The following is a 21,011-nucleotide window of genomic DNA, read 5'->3' on the forward strand; positions in this document are numbered from 1 at the left end:
CCGGGGGGGGGGGCGTGTGTGGGCCTCCATGGCGGGTTATTATCCAAAACAGACGCGGGGGCCGGGGGCCCCCCTCTTCGTTATCCGGCAACCGCCGTCATCATTTGCGCAGCTTGATCTGCTCGATGGCGTGCTCATGGCCCTTGGTCATGATCAGGTTGGCACGTTCACGCGTTGGTAGGATATTTTCTTGCAAATTCAGATAGTTGATATCTTGCCAGATGTTGCTGGCGATCTGGGTCGCCTCACTCTCCGCCAGCTTGGCGTAGTTATGGAAGTAGGAGTCGGGATCCGAGAAGGCGCCGCTGCGGAATTTCAGGAAGCGTTCGATATACCAGGTGCGCAGCAGTTCGGCATCGGCATCCACATAGATGGAGAAGTCGACAAAGTCCGACACGAAGACCCGATGGGGCTCCTGAGGGTAATCCATGCCGCTTTGCAGCACATTGAGCCCTTCCAGGATCAGAATGTCCGGCTGCTCCACCACCTTTTTCTCATCGGGAATGATGTCGTAGATAAGGTGGGAATAAACCGGCGCTTCGACCTTCTCGTGACCGGCGCGGATATTGGCGACAAATTCCACCAGATGGCGGATGTCGTAGGATTCCGGGAACCCCTTGCGGCGCATCAGGCCGCGCTCTTCCAGTACCTTGTTGGGATAGAGGAAGCCGTCGGTGGTGACCAACTCCACCCGCGGATGTTCCGGCCAGCGCTCCAGCAGGGCCTGCAGAATACGGGCCGTGGTACTTTTGCCCCCCGCCACGCTGCCGGCAATGCTGATGATATAGGTGCCCTTGCCGCGGGACTGGCCGAGGAACTGCTCCAGCACCCGGCTGCGACGCTGTTTGGCTTTGACATAGAGATTGAGCAGGCGGGAGAGAGGCAGATAGATCTCTTCCACTTCCCGCAATGACACCTTCTCGTTGATCCCGCGCAGGGTCTGCAGATCGTGTTCGGTCAGGGTCAGGGGGACCGAATCGCGCAATAACGCCCATTGTTCGCGGGTGAATTGCAGATAGGGGTTATGCTCTGTCGTCATGGTGTCATCACTGTTTCTTGGGCACGGCGACCATACACCAAGGGTGGGGGAGCGACAAGGGACGCAGCAGGATTGGCTTGTTTGCCCCCGCTTTTTTGCAAACTTCCCAGCAATAAAGCATATTTTGCCGGGTTCAATGGTTGCATCCCCCAAAACCTTACAATAAAATGCGCGACGCTTGACTGTCTGTCGTCTATTTGCCGTGCAAAAGCGATAAACACAACGGGTGCAAGCAGAATTACCGTTGTGACAATCTGGCGTCTGGAGGGGTTCCCGAGCGGCCAAAGGGATCAGACTGTAAATCTGACGGCTCTGCCTTCGAAGGTTCGAATCCTTCTCCCTCCACCATATTTCTCTGCGGTTTGAGTTCTTTGGGTTAGAGAAATGCGGGCATCGTATAATGGCTATTACCTCAGCCTTCCAAGCTGATGATGCGGGTTCGATTCCCGCTGCCCGCTCCAAGATGCTGATATGGCTCAGGCGTTAGCAGAGCCGCACCCTAGGGTGAGTTCGGCAAGCGAACCAGCCATCAGTACCTCTCTCTTTCCCACCAGATTCAAATCCATCATATAAACTGTTCTGTGGTTAGCTTGCCACCGCGTACTCAGCGTTAGTTTAGAGGGACGATCATGTCTAAAGAAAAATTTGAGCGTAATAAACCGCACGTTAACGTGGGTACCATCGGCCACGTTGACCACGGTAAAACCACCCTGACTGCAGCTATCACCAACGTGCTGGCCAAGCACTTCGGTGGTAAAGCTTTCGCCTTCGACCAGATCGACAAGGCACCGGAAGAGCGTGAGCGTGGTATCACCATCAACACCTCCCACGTAGAATACGACACCGCTACCCGTCACTACGCCCACGTAGACTGCCCGGGTCACGCCGACTACGTTAAAAACATGATCACCGGTGCTGCCCAGATGGACGGCGCGATCCTGGTAGTAGCAGCGACTGACGGCCCGATGCCGCAGACTCGTGAGCACATCCTGCTGGGTCGTCAGGTAGGCGTTCCGTACATCATCGTGTTCATGAACAAGTGTGACATGGTAGATGACGAAGAGCTGCTGGAACTGGTCGAGATGGAAGTTCGCGAACTGCTGTCCGAGTACGACTTCCCGGGTGATGACCTGCCGGTAGTCCGTGGTTCCGCACTGAAAGCGCTGGAAGGCGAAGCTCAGTGGGAAGAGAAGATCCTGGAACTGGCTGGCCACCTGGACAGCTACATTCCGGAGCCGGAGCGTGCGATTGACCAGCCGTTCCTGATGCCAATCGAAGACGTATTCTCTATCGCTGGCCGTGGTACCGTAGTAACCGGTCGTGTAGAGCGCGGTATCGTTAAAGTTGGTGAAGAAGTGGAAATCGTTGGTATCAAAGATACCACCAAGACCACCTGTACCGGCGTTGAAATGTTCCGTAAGCTGCTGGACGAAGGTCGTGCAGGCGAGAACATCGGTGCACTGCTGCGTGGCGTGAAGCGTGAAGACGTAGAGCGTGGTCAGGTACTGGCCAAGCCGGGCACCATCAAGCCGCACACCAAGTTTGAATCTGAAGTGTACGTACTGTCCAAAGAAGAAGGTGGTCGTCATACCCCGTTCTTCAAAGGCTACCGTCCGCAGTTCTACTTCCGTACTACCGACGTGACCGGTACCATCGAACTGCCGGAAGGCGTAGAGATGGTAATGCCGGGCGACAACATCAAGATGGTTGTTACCCTGATTGCGCCGATCGCGATGGACGACGGCCTGCGTTTCGCTATCCGTGAAGGTGGCCGTACCGTAGGTGCTGGTGTTGTAGCTAAAGTTATCGCTTAATCTTTGGCTTACATAAATAAAGCAAAGCCCCTATAATAGGGGCTTTCTTGTGTAGGGGCGTAGTTCGAATTGGTAGAACAGCGGTCTCCAAAACCGATGGTTGCGGGTTCGAGTCCTGCCGCCCCTGCCATATACCTCGTCTCGTACGGGGCTTTTGTGTCTTTGGTTACGTCAGATACAGGTGGGTTGTATGAGTGTTAGTTCTGAGAGCCAGGGCGGAAGCAAGGATACCCTGCTTTGGGGCCTGGTTTTCATTATCCTGGCGGCCGCTGTAGTGGGTAATTACCTGCTCAACGATGTTGTCGCTGCCGTCCGCGCCCTGGGTGTGGTCGTTGTCATTGCTGCTGCTGGTGCAGTAGCCCTGCAAACCACCAAGGGAAAGGCAACACTGGCATTCGCCCGTGAGTCTCGCCTGGAAGTCCGCAAGGTCGTATGGCCGACCCGTCAGGAAGCCATTCAGACAACCCTGATTGTGCTGGCGGTGACCGCCGTGATGGGGCTGCTGCTGTTCGTTCTGGACGGTGCCTTGGTCTGGTTGGTCAACCTGATTACCGGTGTGTAAGGATAAGCCATGACTGAACAACGTGAACAACGTATGAGATGGTATGTCGTGCAGGCTTTTTCCGGCTATGAAGGCCGTGTAGCCAAGTCCCTGCGCGAACATATCAAGATGCATGGCATGGAAGACATGTTCGGTGAAGTACTGGTCCCGACCGAAGAAGTGGTCGAGATGCGTGCTGGCCAGAAGCGCAAGAGTGAGCGCAAGTTTTTCCCTGGGTATGTCCTAGTCCAGATGATCATGGATGAAACCACATGGCACCTGGTGCGTAACGTACCGCGTGTAATGGGCTTCATCGGCGGTACTTCCGACCGTCCGGCACCGATCTCCGACAAAGAGGCCGATGCCATCCTGAACCGTCTGCAGGATGCCCACGACAAGCCGCGTCCGAAAACCCTGTTTGAACCGGGTGAAATGGTGCGGGTTGCCGATGGTCCGTTTGCCGACTTCAACGGTACCGTTGAAGAGGTCGATTATGAGAAGAGCCGCGTGAAGGTCTCTGTACTGATCTTCGGTCGTTCTACTCCTGTTGAACTGGATTTTGGTCAGGTCGAAAAGGGCTGATTGAATTCTGTACGTTTAACGGTTGTCAGGGGCAGCGAATATCTCTATAATTCGCTGCCCCTTTATTAGTTGGGGAGCCGTTTGCAGGAGCAAGTCTCCGAGGCGCTAGAACCCATTTTTGAGGTATTTTCCTAATGGCTAAGAAAGTCACAGCTTATATCAAGCTGCAGGTTGCTGCTGGTGCAGCCAACCCGTCTCCTCCCGTTGGTCCTGCACTGGGTCAACACGGTGTTAACATCATGGAATTCTGTAAGGCGTTCAACGCTCGTACAGAGAAGCTGGAAAAAGGTTCACCGACTCCGGTCGTGATCACCGTTTACAGCGACCGTTCCTTCACCTTCGAAACCAAGACTCCGCCTGCTTCCTTCCTGCTGAAGAAAGCTGCTGGCATCAAGTCTGGTTCTTCCAAGCCGAACAAAGACAAGGTTGGTAAGGTGACCGTTGCCCAGCTGCAAGAAATCGCCAAGACCAAAGAGCCGGATATGACTGGTGCCGATCTGGATGCAAAAGTACGTTGCATCGCAGGCTCCGCTCGTTCCATGGGTCTGGTAGTGGAGGATTAAGACAATGGCTAAACTTTCCAAGCGTATGCGCGTTATTCGCGAAAAAGTTGACGGTACCAAAGAGTACTCCATCAACGAAGCCATTGCCCTGCTGAAAGAACTGGCTACCGCCAAGTTCGTTGAAAGCGTTGACGTTGCTGTCAACCTGGGTATCGACGCTCGTAAATCTGACCAGAACGTACGTGGTGCTACTGTACTGCCGCACGGTACCGGTCGTGATGTACGCGTTGCCGTATTTACTCAAGGTGCCAACGCCGAAGCAGCAAAAGCTGCCGGTGCTGACCTGGTAGGTATGGATGACCTGGCCGATCTGGTTAAGAAAGGCGAGATGAACTTCGACGTCGTTATCGCATCCCCGGATGCAATGCGCGTTGTTGGTCAACTGGGTCAAATCCTGGGCCCGCGCGGCCTGATGCCGAACCCGAAAGTTGGTACTGTAACTCCTAACGTTGCCGAAGCTGTCAAGAACGCCAAGGCTGGTCAGGTTCGTTACCGTAACGACAAGAATGGTATCATCCATACCACTCTGGGTAAGGTTTCTTTCAACGAAGTTCAGCTGAAAGAAAACTTGGAAGCTCTGCTGGTTGCCCTGAAAAAAGGCAAGCCCTCTTCCGCCAAAGGTCAATTCATCAAGAAAGTCAGCATCTCCACCACCATGGGTGCCGGTGTTGCCGTAGACCAAGCTTCTCTGGAAGCTCAGGCCTAATTGATGGGTTTTACAAGGCGCAAAATTTAATCTATAATTTTGCGCCTTGATTGGTTGGGGGTTTCGACCTCCGTCCAAGACCGCAGGAGGCTGCAAAGCCTTAATGTTTCCTGCGTAGACGGTGCCGGAAACCCAGCGAGAAAGATTCTTTCTCTTCTGGAATCCTGCTACCGCATCGTTCCCCTCTGTTGTAAAGGTAGGGGGGATGTGTCAGTACTGGGTCAATAGACCCGGATTCAATCCAGGAGTTAAGCCAATGGCATTGGGACTCGAAGACAAAAAGGCAATTGTTGCTGAAGTCAACGAAGCTGCCAAAGGCGCTCTTTCTGCAGTTGTTGCCGATTCTCGCGGTGTAACTGTAGACAAGATGACCGTCCTGCGTAAAACCGCTCGTGAAGCCGGTGTGTACATGCGCGTTGTGCGTAACACCCTGCTGCGTCGCGCGGTAGAAGGTACCGAATACGAGTGCCTGAACGACGCATTTACCGGTCCTACCTTGATTGCTTTCTCTAACGAACACCCGGGCGCTGCTGCTCGTCTGTTCAAAGAGTTTGCCAAAGCGAACCAAAAGTTCGAAATCAAGGCTGGCGCTTTTAACGGTGAGTTTATCGCCGCAGCACAAATTGATCGTCTGGCCACGCTGCCGACTTACGAAGAAGCAATTGCGAAGTTGATGGCGACTATGAAAGAAGCCTCTGCTGGCAAGCTGGTTCGTACTATCGCTGCTGTTCGCGACCAGAAACAAGCTGCTGCTTGATTCTCGCCTATTTAGGCTGTTTGAGTTTATTCAACATCAGGAATTTTTGTCATGTCTATCACTAAAGACCAAATTATCGAAGCCGTTGCTTCCATGTCCGTAATGGAAGTTGTTGAGCTGATCGAAGCTATGGAAGAGAAGTTCGGTGTTTCTGCCGCTGCTGCCGTAATGGCTGGCCCGGCTGCTGCTGAAGCAGTAGAAGAGAAGACCGAGTTCGACGTAGTTCTGACTGCTGCTGGCGCCAACAAAGTTGCCGTTATCAAAGCCGTTCGTGGCGCTACCGGTCTGGGCCTGAAAGAAGCCAAAGATCTGGTAGAAGCTGCTCCGGCTAACCTGAAGGAAGGCGTGTCCAAGGACGAAGCTGAAGCTCTGAAGAAAGAGCTGGAAGCTGCCGGTGCTTCTGTTGAGATCAAATAATCTGCATTTATGTAGATTAGCCTGATAAAACAGGCTAGGGCTGGTGAATTTTTGTTCACCAGCCTTTTTGCGCTGTAGACTGAGAGCATTTCACACCGTTTACGACTCTCGGTGCACCAGCAATCCGGACTGTCTTCTTTCGTCCGGGCCAACACAAAACGGTGTTGAGACAGAGCTGTCCCGCGGGACAGAGTGGGTCACTTATCAGCGAGCTGAGGAACCCTATGGTTTACTCTTATACCGAAAAAAAACGCATTCGTAAGGACTTCGGTAAGCGAGACCAGGTACTGGACACGCCTTATCTGTTGTCCATTCAGCTGGACTCCTTCAAGCAGTTCATCGAGGCTGACCCGGAAGGTGAATATGGCCTAGAGGCCGCTTTCCGTAGCGTTTTCCCGATCACCAGTTACTCCGGTAGTGCTGAGCTTCAGTATGTCAGCTATCGCCTGGGTGAGCCGGTATTTGACGTAAAAGAATGCCAGATCCGTGGAGTGACCTACTCCGCGCCGCTGCGTGTCAAGCTTCGTATGGTTCTGTACGACCGTGAAGCAGCTGCCGGCACCGTCAAAGACATCAAGGAACAAGAAGTATACATGGGCGAAATTCCGCTCATGACCGAGAACGGCACCTTTGTTATCAATGGTACCGAGCGGGTTATCGTCTCCCAGCTGCACCGCAGCCCGGGCGTCTTCTTCGACCACGATAAAGGCAAAACTCATTCATCCGGTAAGGTACTGTATAACGCTCGCGTTATCCCCTACCGTGGTTCCTGGCTGGACTTCGAGTTCGATGCGAAAGACAACCTGTTTGTCCGTATCGACCGTCGTCGCAAACTGCCAGCATCCATTATTCTGCGCGCCCTGGACTTCACTTCCGAACAAATCCTGGCCACCTTCTTCGAGACCATCGGTTTTGAAGTAAAAGATGGCAAGTTGATGATGGATCTGGTGCCGGAGCGTCTGCGTGGTGAAACTGCGACCTTTGACATCGTGGCCAATGGCGCCGTGGTGGTTGAGACCGGTCGTCGTGTGACTGCGCGTCACATCCGTCAGTTGGAAAAAGACGCCGTTACCCAAATTGAGGTACCGGTTGAGTATGTTGTTGGCAAAGTTGCTGCCAAGGACTACGCACATCCGCAAACTGGCGAGATGGTCGTGACCGCCAACCAGGCGCTGAGCCTGGAAGCGATCGCCAACCTGTCCCAAGCCGGCTTCAAGCATTTCGAGGTTCTGTTCACCAACGAACTGGATCACGGTGCTTACATGTCCGAGACCCTGCGTGTCGACTCCAGCTCCAACCGTTTGGAAGCGCTGGTCGAGATCTATCGCATGATGCGTCCGGGCGAGCCGCCTACTCGCGAAGCTGCAGAACAGCTGTTCGAAAACCTGTTCTTCTCCGCCGAGCGTTACGACCTGTCTACCGTAGGTCGGATGAAGTTCAACCGCCGTCTGGGTCGTGAAGACGAGACTGGCGCAGGTGTACTGACCAAAGACGACATCGTCGATGTGATGAAGCGCCTGATCGACATCCGTAACGGTAACGACGAAGTGGACGATATCGACCACTTGGGTAACCGTCGTATCCGTTCTGTCGGTGAAATGGCTGAAAACCAGTTCCGCGTCGGTCTGGTGCGTGTCGAGCGTGCGGTCAAGGAGCGTCTCTCCCTGGGCGACCTGGACACCCTGATGCCGCAGGATCTGATCAACGCCAAGCCGATCTCCGCCGCAGTCAAAGAGTTCTTTGGTTCCAGCCAGCTGTCCCAGTTTATGGACCAGAACAACCCGCTCTCCGAAGTGACCCACAAGCGTCGTATCTCCGCGCTGGGCCCGGGCGGTTTGACTCGTGAGCGTGCCGGCTTTGAAGTTCGAGACGTACACCCGACTCACTACGGTCGTCTGTGCCCTATCGAGACTCCTGAAGGTCCGAACATCGGTCTGATCAACTCTCTGTCCGTGTACTCTCGTACCAACGAGTACGGTTTCCTCGAGACCCCGTACCGCAAGGTCATTGACGGTGTGATCACCGACGAAGTGGACTACCTGTCTGCTATTGAAGAAGGCAAGTACGTGATCGCACAGGCTAACGCCGCGACTACCGAAGATGGCCGTCTGAAAGATGAATTGATCCCGTGCCGTCACAAAGGTGAATCCACCTTTATGAACGCCGACCAGATCCAGTATATGGACGTGAGCCCGCAGCAGATCGTATCTGTGGCAGCGGCCCTGATCCCGTTCCTGGAACACGATGACGCGAACCGCGCATTGATGGGTTCAAACATGCAACGTCAGGCTGTACCGACCCTGCGCGCTGACAAGCCGCTGGTAGGTACCGGTATGGAACGCGCTGTGGCCGTTGACTCCGGTGTAACCGTAGTGGCCAAGCGTGGCGGCATGATCGACTACGTCGATGCCTCCCGTATCGTTATCAAGGTAAATGAAGATGAGCTGATGCCAGGCGAAGCCGGTATCGACATCTACAACCTGACCAAATACACCCGTTCCAACCAGAACACCTGTATCAACCAGCGTCCTTGTGTGATGTTGGGTGAGCCGGTCATGGCTGGCGACGTACTGGCTGACGGCCCGTCCACCGATCTGGGTGAACTGGCTCTGGGTCAGAACATGCGCGTCGCGTTCATGCCGTGGAACGGTTACAACTTCGAAGACTCGATCCTGGTGAACGAGCGTGTTGTTCAGGAAGATCGCCTGACCACCATCCATATCCAGGAACTGGCCTGTATCTCCCGTGACACCAAGCTGGGTCCGGAAGAGATCACTGCTGACATCCCGAACGTGGGTGAAGCCGCTCTGTCCAAGCTGGACGAGTCCGGTATCGTCTACGTGGGTGCCGAAGTGAAGGGCGGCGACATTCTGGTCGGTAAGGTAACGCCGAAAGGTGAAACCCAGCTGACGCCGGAAGAGAAGCTGCTGCGCGCCATCTTCGGTGAGAAGGCGTCCGATGTGAAGGACTCCTCCCTGCGTGTACCGAACGGTGTGTACGGTACCGTGGTTGACGTGCAAGTCTTTACCCGCGATGGCGTGGAAAAAGACAAGCGCGCCAAAGAAATCGAAGAGATGCAGCTGAAGGAAGCGAAGAAGGACTTGACCGAAGAGTTCAAGATCCTGGAAGACGGCATTTTCGGCCGCTCCCGCAACCTGCTGCTGGCCGCCGGTTACAGCGAAGATCGTCTGAACAAGCTCGATCGCTCCAAGTGGTTTGAACTGGCCATCGAAGACGAAGGCAAGCAGACCGAACTGGAACAGATTGCTGAACAGCACGTTGAGCTGAAAGCCGAGTTCGACAAGAAATTCGAGAACAAGCGTCGCAAGATTATCCAGGGTGATGATCTGGCGCCGGGCGTACTGAAAATCGTCAAGGTTTATCTGGCAGTCAAGCGTCGCATCCAGCCGGGTGACAAGATGGCGGGCCGTCACGGTAACAAGGGTGTTATCTCCAAGATCTGTCCGGTCGAGGATATGCCTCATGACGAGTTCGGCCGTCCGGTCGACATCGTACTGAACCCGTTGGGCGTACCATCCCGTATGAACATCGGTCAGATCCTCGAAGTGCACCTGGGCCTTGCGGCCAAGGGTATCGGCGAGAAGATCGATCGCATGGTCAAAGAGCAGCGCGAGCTGCACGAGATGCGCAACTTCCTGCAACAGGTCTATGACCTGGGCGAGAAGGACACCCAGCAAGTGAACATCGCCGAACTGTCTGACGACGACGTACGTACCCTGGTGGGTAACCTGCGTAAGGGTCTGCCGGTTGCTACTCCAGTGTTTGATGGTGCCAAAGAGCGCGAAATCAAAGCCCTGCTGAAGCTGGCCGATCTGCCGGAATCCGGTCAGATTGATCTGTTCGACGGCCGTACCGGTAACCGCTTCGAGCGTAAAGTAACCGTTGGTTACATGTACATGCTCAAGCTGAACCACCTGGTCGACGACAAGATGCACGCGCGTTCTACCGGTTCTTATAGCCTGGTTACCCAGCAGCCGCTGGGTGGTAAGGCTCAGTTCGGTGGTCAGCGTTTCGGTGAGATGGAAGTGTGGGCCCTGGAGGCTTACGGTGCGGCATATACCCTGCAGGAGATGCTGACCGTCAAGTCTGACGATGTGAATGGCCGTACCAAGATGTACAAGAACATCGTGGATGGCGACCACCGTATGGAGCCGGGCATGCCCGAATCCTTCAACGTATTGCTGAAGGAAATCCGCTCTCTGGGTATCAACATCGAGCTGGACGAAGAGTAAGAGCTCGCTCTTATTGTTCGAGAATTGACGTGGGCGCCCCGCTGTTTTGGCAGCCGGGGCGCCGAGGTTAGACTCCTGACAGGGGAAACACGTGAAAGACTTACTCAAGTTTTTGAAGGCTCAGACCAAGACCGAAGAGTTTGACAGCATCAAGATCGGTCTGGCCTCTCCTGACATGATCCGCTCCTGGTCATTCGGTGAGGTCAAAAAGCCTGAGACCATCAACTACCGGACTTTCAAGCCGGAGCGTGATGGTCTGTTCTGCGCCCGTATCTTCGGACCGGTGAAGGACTACGAGTGTCTGTGCGGCAAGTACAAGCGCCTGAAACACCGTGGTGTGATCTGTGAGAAGTGCGGCGTTGAAGTGACCCAGACCAAGGTCCGTCGTGAGCGTATGGGCCACATCGAGCTGGCCAGCCCGACTGCCCACATCTGGTTCCTGAAGTCCCTGCCGTCCCGTATCGGTCTGCTTCTGGACATGACCCTGCGCGACATCGAACGCGTGCTCTACTTCGAATCTTTCGTAGTTATCGAGCCGGGCATGACCAACCTCGAACGCAGCCAGATGCTCTCCGAAGAGCAGTACCTGGATGCGCTGGAAGAGTGGGGCGACGAATTTGACGCCAAGATGGGTGCCGAAGCAATCCTGGCATTGCTGCGCGCCATCGATCTGGAAGGTGAAGTCAAAGCGATGCGTGAGGAGCTGGATCAGACCAACTCCGAGACCAAACGCAAGAAGACCACCAAGCGTCTGAAGCTGATGGAAGCTTTCCTGCAGTCCGGCAACAAGCCGGAGTGGATGATCATGACAGTGCTGCCTGTGCTGCCGCCGGACCTGCGTCCGCTGGTACCGCTGGACGGCGGCCGTTTCGCGACTTCCGATCTGAACGATCTGTACCGTCGCGTGATCAACCGTAACAACCGCTTGAAGCGTCTGCTGGATCTGGCTGCTCCGGACATCATCGTGCGCAACGAAAAGCGTATGCTGCAAGAGTCCGTCGATGCGCTGCTGGATAACGGCCGTCGCGGTCGTGCCATCACCGGTTCCAACAAGCGCCCGCTGAAATCCCTGGCCGATATGATCAAGGGTAAGCAGGGTCGTTTCCGTCAGAACCTGCTCGGTAAGCGTGTCGACTACTCCGGTCGTTCCGTTATCACCGTAGGCCCGACTCTGCGTCTGCATCAGTGCGGTCTGCCGAAGAAGATGGCGCTGGAACTGTTCAAGCCGTTCATCTATGGCAAGCTGGAAACCCGCGGTCTGGCGACCACTATCAAGGCCGCCAAGAAGATGGTGGAGCGCGAGGAAGCTGTCGTTTGGGATATCCTGGACGAAGTGATCCGCGAACATCCGGTTCTGCTGAACCGTGCACCGACTCTGCACCGTCTGGGTATCCAGGCATTCGAACCGACTCTGGTCGAAGGCAAGGCAATCCAGCTGCACCCGCTCGTTTGTGCTGCGTATAACGCGGACTTCGATGGTGACCAGATGGCGGTTCACGTACCGCTGACCCTGGAAGCCCAGCTGGAAGCGCGTGCGCTGATGATGTCTACCAACAACATCCTGTCGCCTGCATCCGGTGAGCCGATCATCGTTCCTTCTCAGGACGTGGTCTTGGGTCTGTACTACATGACCCGCGCCCGCATCAATGCGAAGGGTGAAGGTATGGTGCTGTCCGGCCCGAAAGAGGCCGAGAAAGTGTACCGTGCCGGTCTGGCCGACCTGCATGCTCGCGTCAAGTGCCGCATCACCGAGTACGTGAAGAACGAAGCCGGTGAACTGGTTGCCAAGACCGAGATGAAGAACACCACCGTTGGTCGTGCGATCCTGAGCCTGATCCTGCCGAAAGGCATGGAATACGCCCTGATCGACGAGCCGAAGGTGCTGACTGCTGCCGAGCAGGCCGATCTGGACGCCAATCCGCAGAACTGGATCAAATCCGTATCCAACAAGGCGCTGGGCAAAAAGCTCATCTCCCGTCTGCTGAACACCTGCTATCGCAAACAGGGGCTGAAGGACACCGTTATCTTCGCTGACCAGCTGATGTATACCGGTTTCCACTACGCGGCGCTGTCCGGTGCTTCCGTTGGTATCGATGACATGGTCATCCCGGATGCCAAGAAAGACATCATCGCTTCTGCCGAAGCCGAAGTTGCCGAGATCCAGGACCAGTTCCTGTCCGGTCTGGTAACTGCGGGCGAACGTTACAACAAGGTTATCGATATCTGGGCCAGCGCCAACGAGCGCGTCTCCAAGGCCATGATGGAGAACTTGTCCAAAGAGCGTAACGTCAACTCGCTGGGTGATGAAGAAGAGCAGGCATCGTTCAACAGCATCTTTATGATGGCCGACTCTGGTGCGCGGGGTTCCGCAGCCCAGATCCGTCAGCTGGCCGGTATGCGTGGCCTGATGGCCAAGCCGGATGGCTCCATCATCGAGACCCCGATCATCGCGAACTTCCGCGAAGGTCTGAACGTACTGCAGTACTTTATCTCTACCCACGGTGCTCGTAAGGGTCTGGCGGATACCGCACTGAAGACTGCGAACTCCGGTTACCTGACTCGTCGTCTGGTAGACGTGGCGCAGGACATGGTGATCACCGAGGACGATTGCGGCACTACCGACGGTCTGTGGATGACTCCGCTGATCGAGGGTGGCGACGTGGTCGAGCCGCTGCGTGAGCGCGTGCTGGGTCGTGTGGTGGCAGAAGATGTCATCAAGCCGGGTACCGAGGACGAGATCCTGGTTGCTCGCAACACCCTGCTCGACGAGCAGCTGTGTGACCTGCTGGAACGCAACTCCGTTGACCGTGTGAAGGTACGTTCTGCCATCACCTGTGAAACCGACTTCGGTAACTGTGCTCACTGCTACGGCCGTGATCTGGCCCGTGGTCACCTGGTTAACAAGGGTGAGGCTGTCGGTGTTATCGCCGCCCAGTCCATCGGTGAACCGGGTACCCAGCTGACGATGCGTACTTTCCACATCGGTGGTGCTGCATCTCGTGCCGCTGCTGAAAGCAGCATCCAGGTCAAGAACACCGGTACCATCAAGCTGCAGAACGCCAAGTTCGTTCACAACAGCGATGACAAACTGGTTATCACCTCACGTTCTACCGAACTGACCATCATGGACGACATGGGCCGTACCAAGGAAAGCCACAAGCTGCCTTACGGTTCCGTGCTGGAAGTGAAGGACGGTCAGGCCGTGAGTGCTGGCGAGACCGTTGCCAACTGGGATCCGCACACCCACCCGATCATCACCGAAGTGGCAGGTCGCCTGCAGTTCGAACACATGATCGATGGCGTGACCATCACTCGTCAGACCGACGAGCTGACCGGTCTCTCTTCTATCGTTGTTCTGGACGTCAACGAGCGTCCGAGCGCCGGTAAAGAGATGCGTCCGACCGTTAAACTGGTTGACCTGAACGGCAAAGACGTGATGATCCCGGGTACCGATGTAGCCGCCCAGTACTTCCTGCCGGGCAAGGCGATCGTGAACCTGGAAGATGGTGCCAACGTGGGCGTGGGTGACGCGGTAGCGCGTATCCCGCAAGAGTCTGGCGGTACCAAGGACATCACCGGTGGTCTGCCGCGCGTTGCGGACCTGTTCGAAGCACGTCAACCGAAGGAACCGGCAATTCTGGCCGAGATCTCCGGTACCATCTCCTTCGGGAAAGAGACCAAGGGCAAGCGCCGTCTGGTCATCACCCCGACCGATGGTGGCAACGTCTACGAAGAGATGATTCCGAAGTGGCGTAACCTGAACGTGTTCGAAGGTGAAAAAGTTGAGAAGGGTGAAGTGCTGGCGGACGGTCCTGAGTCTGCTCACGACATCCTGCGTCTGCGCGGTATCAGCCCGGTCGCCAACTACATCGCCAACGAAGTGCAGGACGTTTACCGTCTGCAAGGCGTTAAGATCAACGACAAGCACATCGAAGTCATCGTTCGTCAGATGCTGCGCAAGTGCGAGATCCTGAGCGCTGGCGATACCGATCTGATCGAAGGCGAACAGGTTGAAGTTGCTCGTGTGAAGATTGCCAACCGTAAGCTGGTTGCCGAGGGTAAGACCCCTGCGACCTACCGTCATGTACTGATGGGTATTACCAAGGCATCTCTGAGCACCGAGTCCTTCATCTCCGCGGCTTCCTTCCAGGAAACCACTCGCGTTCTGACCGAAGCCGCCGTTGGTGGTAAGCGTGATGAACTGCGTGGTCTGAAAGAGAACGTCATCGTGGGTCGTCTGATCCCGGCTGGTACCGGCTTTGCCTACCACCACAGCCGGATCAACCAGCGTGCTGCCGCAGCTCGTGCTGTTGGCACCCCGCAGGTGACCGCTGATGAAGCGGAGCAGAACCTGGCGGATCTGCTGAACGCAGCCGGTAGCTTCGACGAAGAGTAACTCGTCATCCGTGATTGAAAAGGGCTCCTTCAAGGAGCCCTTTTTGTTGGCCAATTCCTCGGCAAAGGTAGACGCAGCGCGGGTTTCAGGATGATCCAGAGCAAAGTTGTAGAGTAAAAAATCAAAAAAAGTTGACTTTACTCCCCTGCAATTTAAAACTCGGGACAGTTGAATGGTTATTACAGGGGTAGAACATGACTGTCGGTATCGAGGAAGCCATGCTTCCCGAAGAACAGCTGATCAGCCGCACTTTTACAGATGAAGACAGGGAATTGTTGCGCTCATACGATGGGCTCATCGATGGCTTGGCCGAGCTGTTCGGCAAGCATTGTGAAGTGGTACTCCACTCCCTGGAAAATCTGCACGAGTCGGTGATCAAGATCGCCAACGGCTTCAATACCGGACGCACCCTCGGGGCGCCCATCACCGATCTCGCCCTGCGCATGCTCAAGGACATCGAGAGCACCGGCCAGGATTACACCCAGAGCTATTTCGCTCGCAGCCGTACCGGCGCGCTGATGAAGTCGAGCACTATCGCCATTCGCAACAGCGAGCGGCAAGTGGTGGGGCTTATCTGCATCAACCTGCACATCAATGCGCCTTTCCACGAGTTCGTGGCCGAATTTTTCCCGACGCCCCAGCAGGCGGCGCGTCAGTCACCAGAGACCTTCGCCAATAGCGTGGAAGAGCTGGTTGCCCAGACGGTGGATAACACCATCGACGAGATCAACCGTGATCCCACCGTGGCCAACAATGCCAAGAATCGCTTCATCGTGACCCAGCTGTTCGAGAAGGGCATTTTCGACATCAAGGATTCGATCAATCTGGTGGCGGACAAACTCAATATTTCAAAACATACCGTTTATCTTTACATCCGACAGCGCAAGCAGGGTGAAGACGAGAACGAGTAACTCATTCCAGAAGGGGATAGATGAATGGCTAAAGAAGTGATTGCAACCGACAAGGCGCCTGCCGCGATTGGTCCGTATGTTCAGGCTACCAAGGTTGGCGAGATGATCTTCACCTCCGGGCAGATCCCGCTCGATCCTGCCACCATGGAAATCGTGGCTGGCGGCATTGAAGAGCAGGCCGAACGGGTGATGAAGAACCTGGTTGCCGTGTTGCACGCTGCGGGTGCCGATGCCAGCAAAGTGGTCAAAACCACCTGCTTCCTGAGCGACATGAACAACTTCGTTGCCTTCAATCAGGTCTATGCCCGCTACTTTGGCGATGCGGCGCCAGCCCGCTCCTGCGTGGAGGTGGCCCGTCTGCCGAAAGATGTGCTGGTCGAGGTCGAGGCGATTGCCCATCTCTGATCAACAGATTGAATCAAGCCCCTCTTGGCAGGGGCTTTTTTGTTTTTGGCGTAAAATGGACCGGGTCAGCACAGGAGTCCTGCTATGAGTCTGAGTTTTGCCATCCTGGTCACGGGGCCTGCCTATGGCACCCAATCGGCCAGCACAGCCTATCGTTTTGCCCGCACCCTGTTGGCACAGGGGCATACCTTGTCCCACCTGTTCTTCTATCAGGATGGGGTCTGCAACGGCAACGGTCTGCATCTGCCTGCATCCGATGAGACTGACCTGGTGCGTCTGTGGCGAGAGCTGGCAGCAGAGCAGGGGATCCGTATCGACGTCTGCGTCGCCGCCGCCATGCGACGCGGTGTGCTCGATGAACAGGAAGCCAAGGGGGCAGGGCAGGTACACTTCAATCTGCAAGCGCCATTTTGTCTGAGCGGTCTGGGCCAGTTGGCCGAGGCGGCGCTCACCGCCGATCGGCTGGTTCAGTTTTAGGGGGGAGTCATGAGCAAGAAAATCGCCTTTATCTGCAGTCGTGGCCCCCATGGCCATGCCGCCGGCCGGGAAGGGTTGGATGCCATGTTGGCCACCTCGGCCATGACCGATGAGCTGGCCCTCTTCCTGATTGGGGACGGCGTGCTGCAACTGCTCAAGGAGCAGCAGCCAGCCGCCATTTTTCAACGCCACTACGCGCCCACCTTCAAAATGCTGGAACTCTACGACATCGAAGAGGTCTATGTTTGTGCTGACTCGCTGGCAGAGCGTGGCGTGACAGTGGATGATCTGCTGATCCCCGTCGAGAGTTTGCCGCGCCAGGAACTGGCTCGGCGCTGGGCACAATGTTCGACTCACATCAGCTTTTGAGGTCTCCATGTTGCATCTGATATTGAACTCTCCCTTTCAGACTCAGGCTCTGGCAGAGGCGCTCTCATATCTTCAGCCCGAGGATGAGCTGGTACTGATGCAGGATGCCGTGATTGCGGCATCGGCTCCCCAGTGGAGCGCGCGGCTGGCGGGTATCCCGCTTTATGTGATGCAGGAAGATCTGCAAGCTCGCGGTTTGCAGCATCGGGTGGGCAATGTGCTCGATATGGCGGGTCTGGTGGCACTGATTGCGCAAAAAGGTTCCCCGCGCACCTGGGGTGGCTGAGAAGCATATTTTCAAGAAAATTCAAGGTGATGTCGTGAAATCAAACGGTTCCGAATTGCCCTTTTGTGACGCAAATTGTATAAATCTTGACTCCCCAGACAACAGGGCATAAAATTTCGCGTCCCCGTATCTGCGGGGAGGATTTTCCACACGTTTATGAAGTCATTATCAGGAGCCTTTTGATGGCAACTATTAACCAGTTGGTTCGCAAGCCACGCATCAAGCTCGTTGTGAAAAGCAACGTGCCGGCGCTGGAAGCGTGCCCTCAGAAGCGTGGCGTATGCACTCGTGTATATACCACCACCCCGAAGAAGCCTAACTCTGCACTGCGTAAAGTGTGCCGTGTACGTCTGACCAACGGCTTCGAAGTCACCTCCTACATCGGCGGTGAAGGTCACAACCTGCAAGAGCACTCTGTTGTTCTGATCCGTGGCGGTCGTGTAAAAGACTTGCCAGGTGTTCGTTATCACACCGTTCGTGGTGCGTTGGACTGTGCCGGTGTTAAAGACCGTAAGCAGGCTCGCTCCAAGTATGGCGTGAAGCGTCCTAAAGCTTAATGGTTCTCCGTTAAGTAAGGCCAAACGTTAATTCGTTTCTAGTTAGATAGCTTTCTAGTTTTGGGTAATCCCTGAAGTTACGGAGAATTTGAAATGCCAAGACGTCGTGTTGTTGGTCAGCGTAAAATCCTGCCAGATCCCAAGTTCGGATCAGAGCTGCTGGCTAAATTTGTCAACGTAGTAATGGTTGACGGTAAGAAATCTGTTGCAGAAGCCATTGTTTATGGCGCCCTGGACATCATTGCCACCAAATCTGGCAAAGAGCACCTGGCCGTATTCGAAGAAGCTCTGGATAACATTCGTCCGGCGGTCGAGGTTAAATCTCGTCGCGTCGGTGGTGCAACCTATCAGGTGCCGGTAGAAGTTCGTCCGGTACGTCGCAATGCCCTGGCAATGCGCTGGTTGGTTGATGCCGCTCGTAAACGTGGTGAAAAATCAATGGCTCAGCGTCTGGCTGGCGAGCTGCTGGATGCCGCTGACAATAAGGGTTCGTCTGTCAAGAAACGTGAAGACGTTCACCGTATGGCTGAAGCGAACAAAGCCTTCGCTCACTTCCGCTGGTAATCCGCTTGCGCAGGGTCTTTTGACTCTGCGCACCTTTAATTATCTAGGGACAAGCGCCTTAGTAAGAGGATGACAATGGCTCGTACAACCCCCATTGAGCGTTATCGTAACATCGGTATCTCCGCTCACATTGACGCCGGTAAGACTACTACTACCGAGCGTGTACTGTTTTACACCGGTGTAAGTCACAAGATCGGTGAAGTTCACGATGGCGCAGCCACCATGGACTGGATGGAACAGGAACAAGAGCGTGGTATCACCATCACCTCCGCCGCGACCACCGCTTTCTGGTCAGGTATGGGTAAACAGTTCCAACCGCACCGTATCAACATCATCGATACCCCGGGCCACGTTGACTTTACTATCGAAGTAGAGCGTTCAATGCGTGTTCTGGACGGTGCCGTGATGGTGTACTGTGCCGTAGGTGGCGTACAGCCACAGTCTGAAACCGTATGGCGTCAGGCTAACAAGTACAAGGTTCCCCGTATCGCGTTCGTCAACAAGATGGACCGTACCGGCGCCAACTTCCTGCGCTGCGTTGAGCACATCAAGACCCGTCTGAAAGGTACTCCGGTTCCCCTTCAGCTGAACATCGGCTCTGAAGAGAACTTCAAGGGCGTTGTTGACCTGGTCAAGATGAAAGCCATCAACTGGAATGAAGCTGATCAGGGCGTATCCTTCGATTACGAAGACGTCCCGGCCGAGTTGCTGGAACAGGCGCAAGAAATGCGCATGAATCTGGTTGAAGCCGCTGCTGAAGCGTCTGAAGACCTGATGGAAAAATACCTGGGCGGCGAAGAGCTGACCGAGGAAGAGATCAAAGGTGCTCTGCGTCAGCGCGTGCTGAACAACGAAATCATCCTGGTAACCTGTGGCTCCGCGTTCAAGAACAAGGGTGTACAGGCAATGCTGGATGCCGTGATCGAGTACCTGCCGGCTCCGACCGACGTTGCTGCTATCGACGGCCTGAAAATGGACGGCGAGACCAAAGACGAGCGTCACGCTTCCGATGACGAGCCGTTCTCTGCTCTGGCGTTCAAGATCGCTACCGACCCGTTCGTTGGTAACCTGACCTTCTTCCGTGTCTACTCTGGCGTGATCAACTCCGGTGACACCGTGCTGAACTCCGTCAAGGACAAGCGCGAGCGTTTTGGCCGTATCGTTCAGATGCACGCCAACAAGCGTGAAGAGATCAAAGAAGTACGCGCTGGTGACATCGCTGCTGCTATCGGTCTGAAAGACGTGACCACTGGTGACACCCTGTGTGACCCGAACGCACCGATCATCCTCGAGCGTATGGAATTCCCGGAGCCGGTAATTTCTATCGCGGTTGAGCCGAAAACCAAGGCTGACCAGGAGAAGATGGGTCTGGCACTGGGCCGTCTGGCTCAGGAAGATCCGTCCTTCCGCGTATGGACTGACGAAGAGTCAGGTCAAACCATCATCGCTGGTATGGGTGAGCTGCACCTGGACATCATCGTTGACCGTATGCGTCGCGAGTTCAAGGTTGAAGCCAACGTAGGTAAGCCGCAGGTTGCCTACCGTGAAACCATCCGTACCACCGTTAAAGACATCGAAGGCAAGCATGCCAAGCAGTCTGGTGGTCGCGGTCAGTACGGTCATGTTGTTATCGACATGTACCCGCTGGAAGAAGGCAAAGCCTACGAATTCGTCAACGACATCAAAGGTGGTGTCATTCCTGGTGAATTCATCCCGGGTGTTGATAAAGGTATCCGTGAGCAGCTCAAATCTGGTCCGCTGGCTGGTTACCCGGTTATGGATCTGGGTGTGCGTCTGCACTTCGGTTCTTACCACGATGTCGACTCTTCCGAACTGGCGTTCAAGATCGCTGCTTCCATGGCCTTTAAGGCTGGCTTCATGAAAGCCAACCCGGTTCTGCTCGAACCGATCATGAAAGTAGAAGTTGAAACTCCGGAAGATTACATGGGCGACGTTATCGGTGACCTGAACCGTCGTCGTGGCCTGATCGAAGGTATGGAAGATGGCCCGTCCGGCAAGATCGTACGTGCTCTGGTGCCGCTGGCCGAAATGTTCGGTTATGCAACTGCACTGCGTTCCGCTACCCAGGGTCGTGCTTCCTACGCCATGGAATTCGCCAAGTATCACGATGCACCGACCAACGTTGCACAAGCCGTGATCGAAGAGCGCAAATCCAAGTAATTTAAGATTCCCCGCCTACGACGGTAGGCGGGTTTAACCTAGAAGGACTACGTCGTGTCTAAAGAAAAATTTGAGCGTAATAAACCGCACGTAAACGTCGGCACCATCGGCCACGTTGACCACGGTAAAACCACCCTGACTGCAGCTATCACCAACGTGCTGGCCAAGCACTTCGGTGGTAAAGCTTTCGCCT

General features: G+C 55.2%; 19 protein-coding genes and 3 tRNA genes. 21 read left to right on the top strand and 1 reads right to left on the bottom strand.

The features are described from left to right. Positions 1 to 100: 100 nt before the first annotated feature. Positions 101 to 1,039, bottom strand: coding sequence for a type I pantothenate kinase (gene coaA / locus ACW5XC_RS19980; RefSeq protein ID WP_005339877.1), 939 nt, complete (start codon positions 1,037 to 1,039; stop codon positions 101 to 103). Positions 1,040 to 1,302: 263 nt separating this feature from the next. On the opposite strand from coaA, the gene ACW5XC_RS19985 reads away from it, so the two are divergent. From ACW5XC_RS19985 to ACW5XC_RS20085, 21 genes are all read left to right on the top strand, one after another. After that, positions 1,303 to 1,387, top strand: a tRNA-Tyr gene (locus ACW5XC_RS19985). Positions 1,388 to 1,425: 38 nt separating this feature from the next. After that, positions 1,426 to 1,500, top strand: a tRNA-Gly gene (locus ACW5XC_RS19990). 168 nt (positions 1,501 to 1,668) lie between these two features. Continuing rightward, positions 1,669 to 2,853, top strand: a complete 1,185-nt coding sequence (tuf, locus tag ACW5XC_RS19995; RefSeq protein WP_074042664.1) for an elongation factor Tu — start codon at positions 1,669 to 1,671, stop codon at positions 2,851 to 2,853. 53 nt (positions 2,854 to 2,906) lie between these two features. Then, positions 2,907 to 2,983 (top strand) — tRNA-Trp (locus tag ACW5XC_RS20000). 60 nt (positions 2,984 to 3,043) lie between these two features. Then, positions 3,044 to 3,415, top strand: a complete 372-nt coding sequence (gene secE, locus ACW5XC_RS20005) for a preprotein translocase subunit SecE (RefSeq protein ID WP_005306322.1) — start codon at positions 3,044 to 3,046, stop codon at positions 3,413 to 3,415. A gap of 9 nt (positions 3,416 to 3,424) precedes the next feature. After that, complete coding sequence (gene nusG / locus ACW5XC_RS20010; protein ID WP_005306318.1) at positions 3,425 to 3,976, top strand: transcription termination/antitermination protein NusG; 552 nt, start codon at positions 3,425 to 3,427, stop codon at positions 3,974 to 3,976. A gap of 134 nt (positions 3,977 to 4,110) precedes the next feature. Continuing rightward, on the top strand, positions 4,111 to 4,539 hold the full coding sequence (rplK, locus tag ACW5XC_RS20015) for a 50S ribosomal protein L11 (RefSeq protein WP_005339887.1): 429 nt from the start codon (positions 4,111 to 4,113) through the stop codon (positions 4,537 to 4,539). Positions 4,540 to 4,543: 4 nt separating this feature from the next. Next, positions 4,544 to 5,245 carry a 50S ribosomal protein L1 gene (gene rplA, locus ACW5XC_RS20020; protein ID WP_005339888.1) on the top strand — a complete coding sequence of 234 codons (702 nt, stop codon included), beginning with the start codon at positions 4,544 to 4,546 and terminating at the stop codon, positions 5,243 to 5,245. A 256-nt stretch (positions 5,246 to 5,501) separates the two neighbouring features. Next, a complete protein-coding gene (gene rplJ, locus ACW5XC_RS20025; RefSeq protein ID WP_005339895.1) occupies positions 5,502 to 6,002 on the top strand; it encodes a 50S ribosomal protein L10 in 501 nt (166 codons plus the stop codon). Positions 6,003 to 6,053: 51 nt separating this feature from the next. Next, positions 6,054 to 6,419, top strand: coding sequence for a 50S ribosomal protein L7/L12 (gene rplL / locus ACW5XC_RS20030; protein WP_005306304.1), 366 nt, complete (start codon positions 6,054 to 6,056; stop codon positions 6,417 to 6,419). A gap of 224 nt (positions 6,420 to 6,643) precedes the next feature. Next, a complete protein-coding gene (gene rpoB / locus ACW5XC_RS20035; protein ID WP_074042665.1) occupies positions 6,644 to 10,672 on the top strand; it encodes a DNA-directed RNA polymerase subunit beta in 4,029 nt (1,342 codons plus the stop codon). Positions 10,673 to 10,763: 91 nt separating this feature from the next. Then, a complete protein-coding gene (gene rpoC, locus ACW5XC_RS20040; protein ID WP_042054809.1) occupies positions 10,764 to 15,068 on the top strand; it encodes a DNA-directed RNA polymerase subunit beta' in 4,305 nt (1,434 codons plus the stop codon). Between the two features lie 194 nt (positions 15,069 to 15,262). Further along, the gene (locus tag ACW5XC_RS20045; RefSeq protein ID WP_005339902.1) at positions 15,263 to 15,979 is read left to right on the top strand and encodes a helix-turn-helix transcriptional regulator; all 717 of its coding nucleotides are present in this window, start codon (positions 15,263 to 15,265) and stop codon (positions 15,977 to 15,979) included. A gap of 24 nt (positions 15,980 to 16,003) precedes the next feature. Next, positions 16,004 to 16,384: a RidA family protein gene (locus ACW5XC_RS20050; RefSeq protein WP_005339904.1), complete on the top strand. Its 381-nt coding sequence runs from the start codon at positions 16,004 to 16,006 to the stop codon at positions 16,382 to 16,384. Between the two features lie 84 nt (positions 16,385 to 16,468). After that, on the top strand, positions 16,469 to 16,861 hold the full coding sequence (gene tusD, locus ACW5XC_RS20055) for a sulfurtransferase complex subunit TusD (RefSeq protein ID WP_042054810.1): 393 nt from the start codon (positions 16,469 to 16,471) through the stop codon (positions 16,859 to 16,861). Positions 16,862 to 16,870: 9 nt separating this feature from the next. After that, on the top strand, positions 16,871 to 17,230 hold the full coding sequence (gene tusC / locus ACW5XC_RS20060) for a sulfurtransferase complex subunit TusC (protein WP_042054811.1): 360 nt from the start codon (positions 16,871 to 16,873) through the stop codon (positions 17,228 to 17,230). Positions 17,231 to 17,237: 7 nt separating this feature from the next. Continuing rightward, positions 17,238 to 17,516: a sulfurtransferase complex subunit TusB gene (gene tusB, locus ACW5XC_RS20065; RefSeq protein ID WP_042054812.1), complete on the top strand. Its 279-nt coding sequence runs from the start codon at positions 17,238 to 17,240 to the stop codon at positions 17,514 to 17,516. Between the two features lie 182 nt (positions 17,517 to 17,698). Next, the gene (rpsL, locus tag ACW5XC_RS20070; protein WP_005306278.1) at positions 17,699 to 18,073 is read left to right on the top strand and encodes a 30S ribosomal protein S12; all 375 of its coding nucleotides are present in this window, start codon (positions 17,699 to 17,701) and stop codon (positions 18,071 to 18,073) included. 93 nt (positions 18,074 to 18,166) lie between these two features. Then, complete coding sequence (gene rpsG / locus ACW5XC_RS20075) at positions 18,167 to 18,637, top strand: 30S ribosomal protein S7 (protein WP_005339911.1); 471 nt, start codon at positions 18,167 to 18,169, stop codon at positions 18,635 to 18,637. Between the two features lie 75 nt (positions 18,638 to 18,712). Beyond that, positions 18,713 to 20,818: an elongation factor G gene (fusA, locus tag ACW5XC_RS20080; protein WP_021229318.1), complete on the top strand. Its 2,106-nt coding sequence runs from the start codon at positions 18,713 to 18,715 to the stop codon at positions 20,816 to 20,818. A 54-nt stretch (positions 20,819 to 20,872) separates the two neighbouring features. Continuing rightward, a partial coding sequence (locus tag ACW5XC_RS20085) for a GTP-binding protein (protein ID WP_256702863.1) occupies positions 20,873 to 21,011 on the top strand: 139 nt, incomplete at its 3' end.

The organism is Aeromonas sp. 25-AL00135 (genome assembly GCF_054052385.1).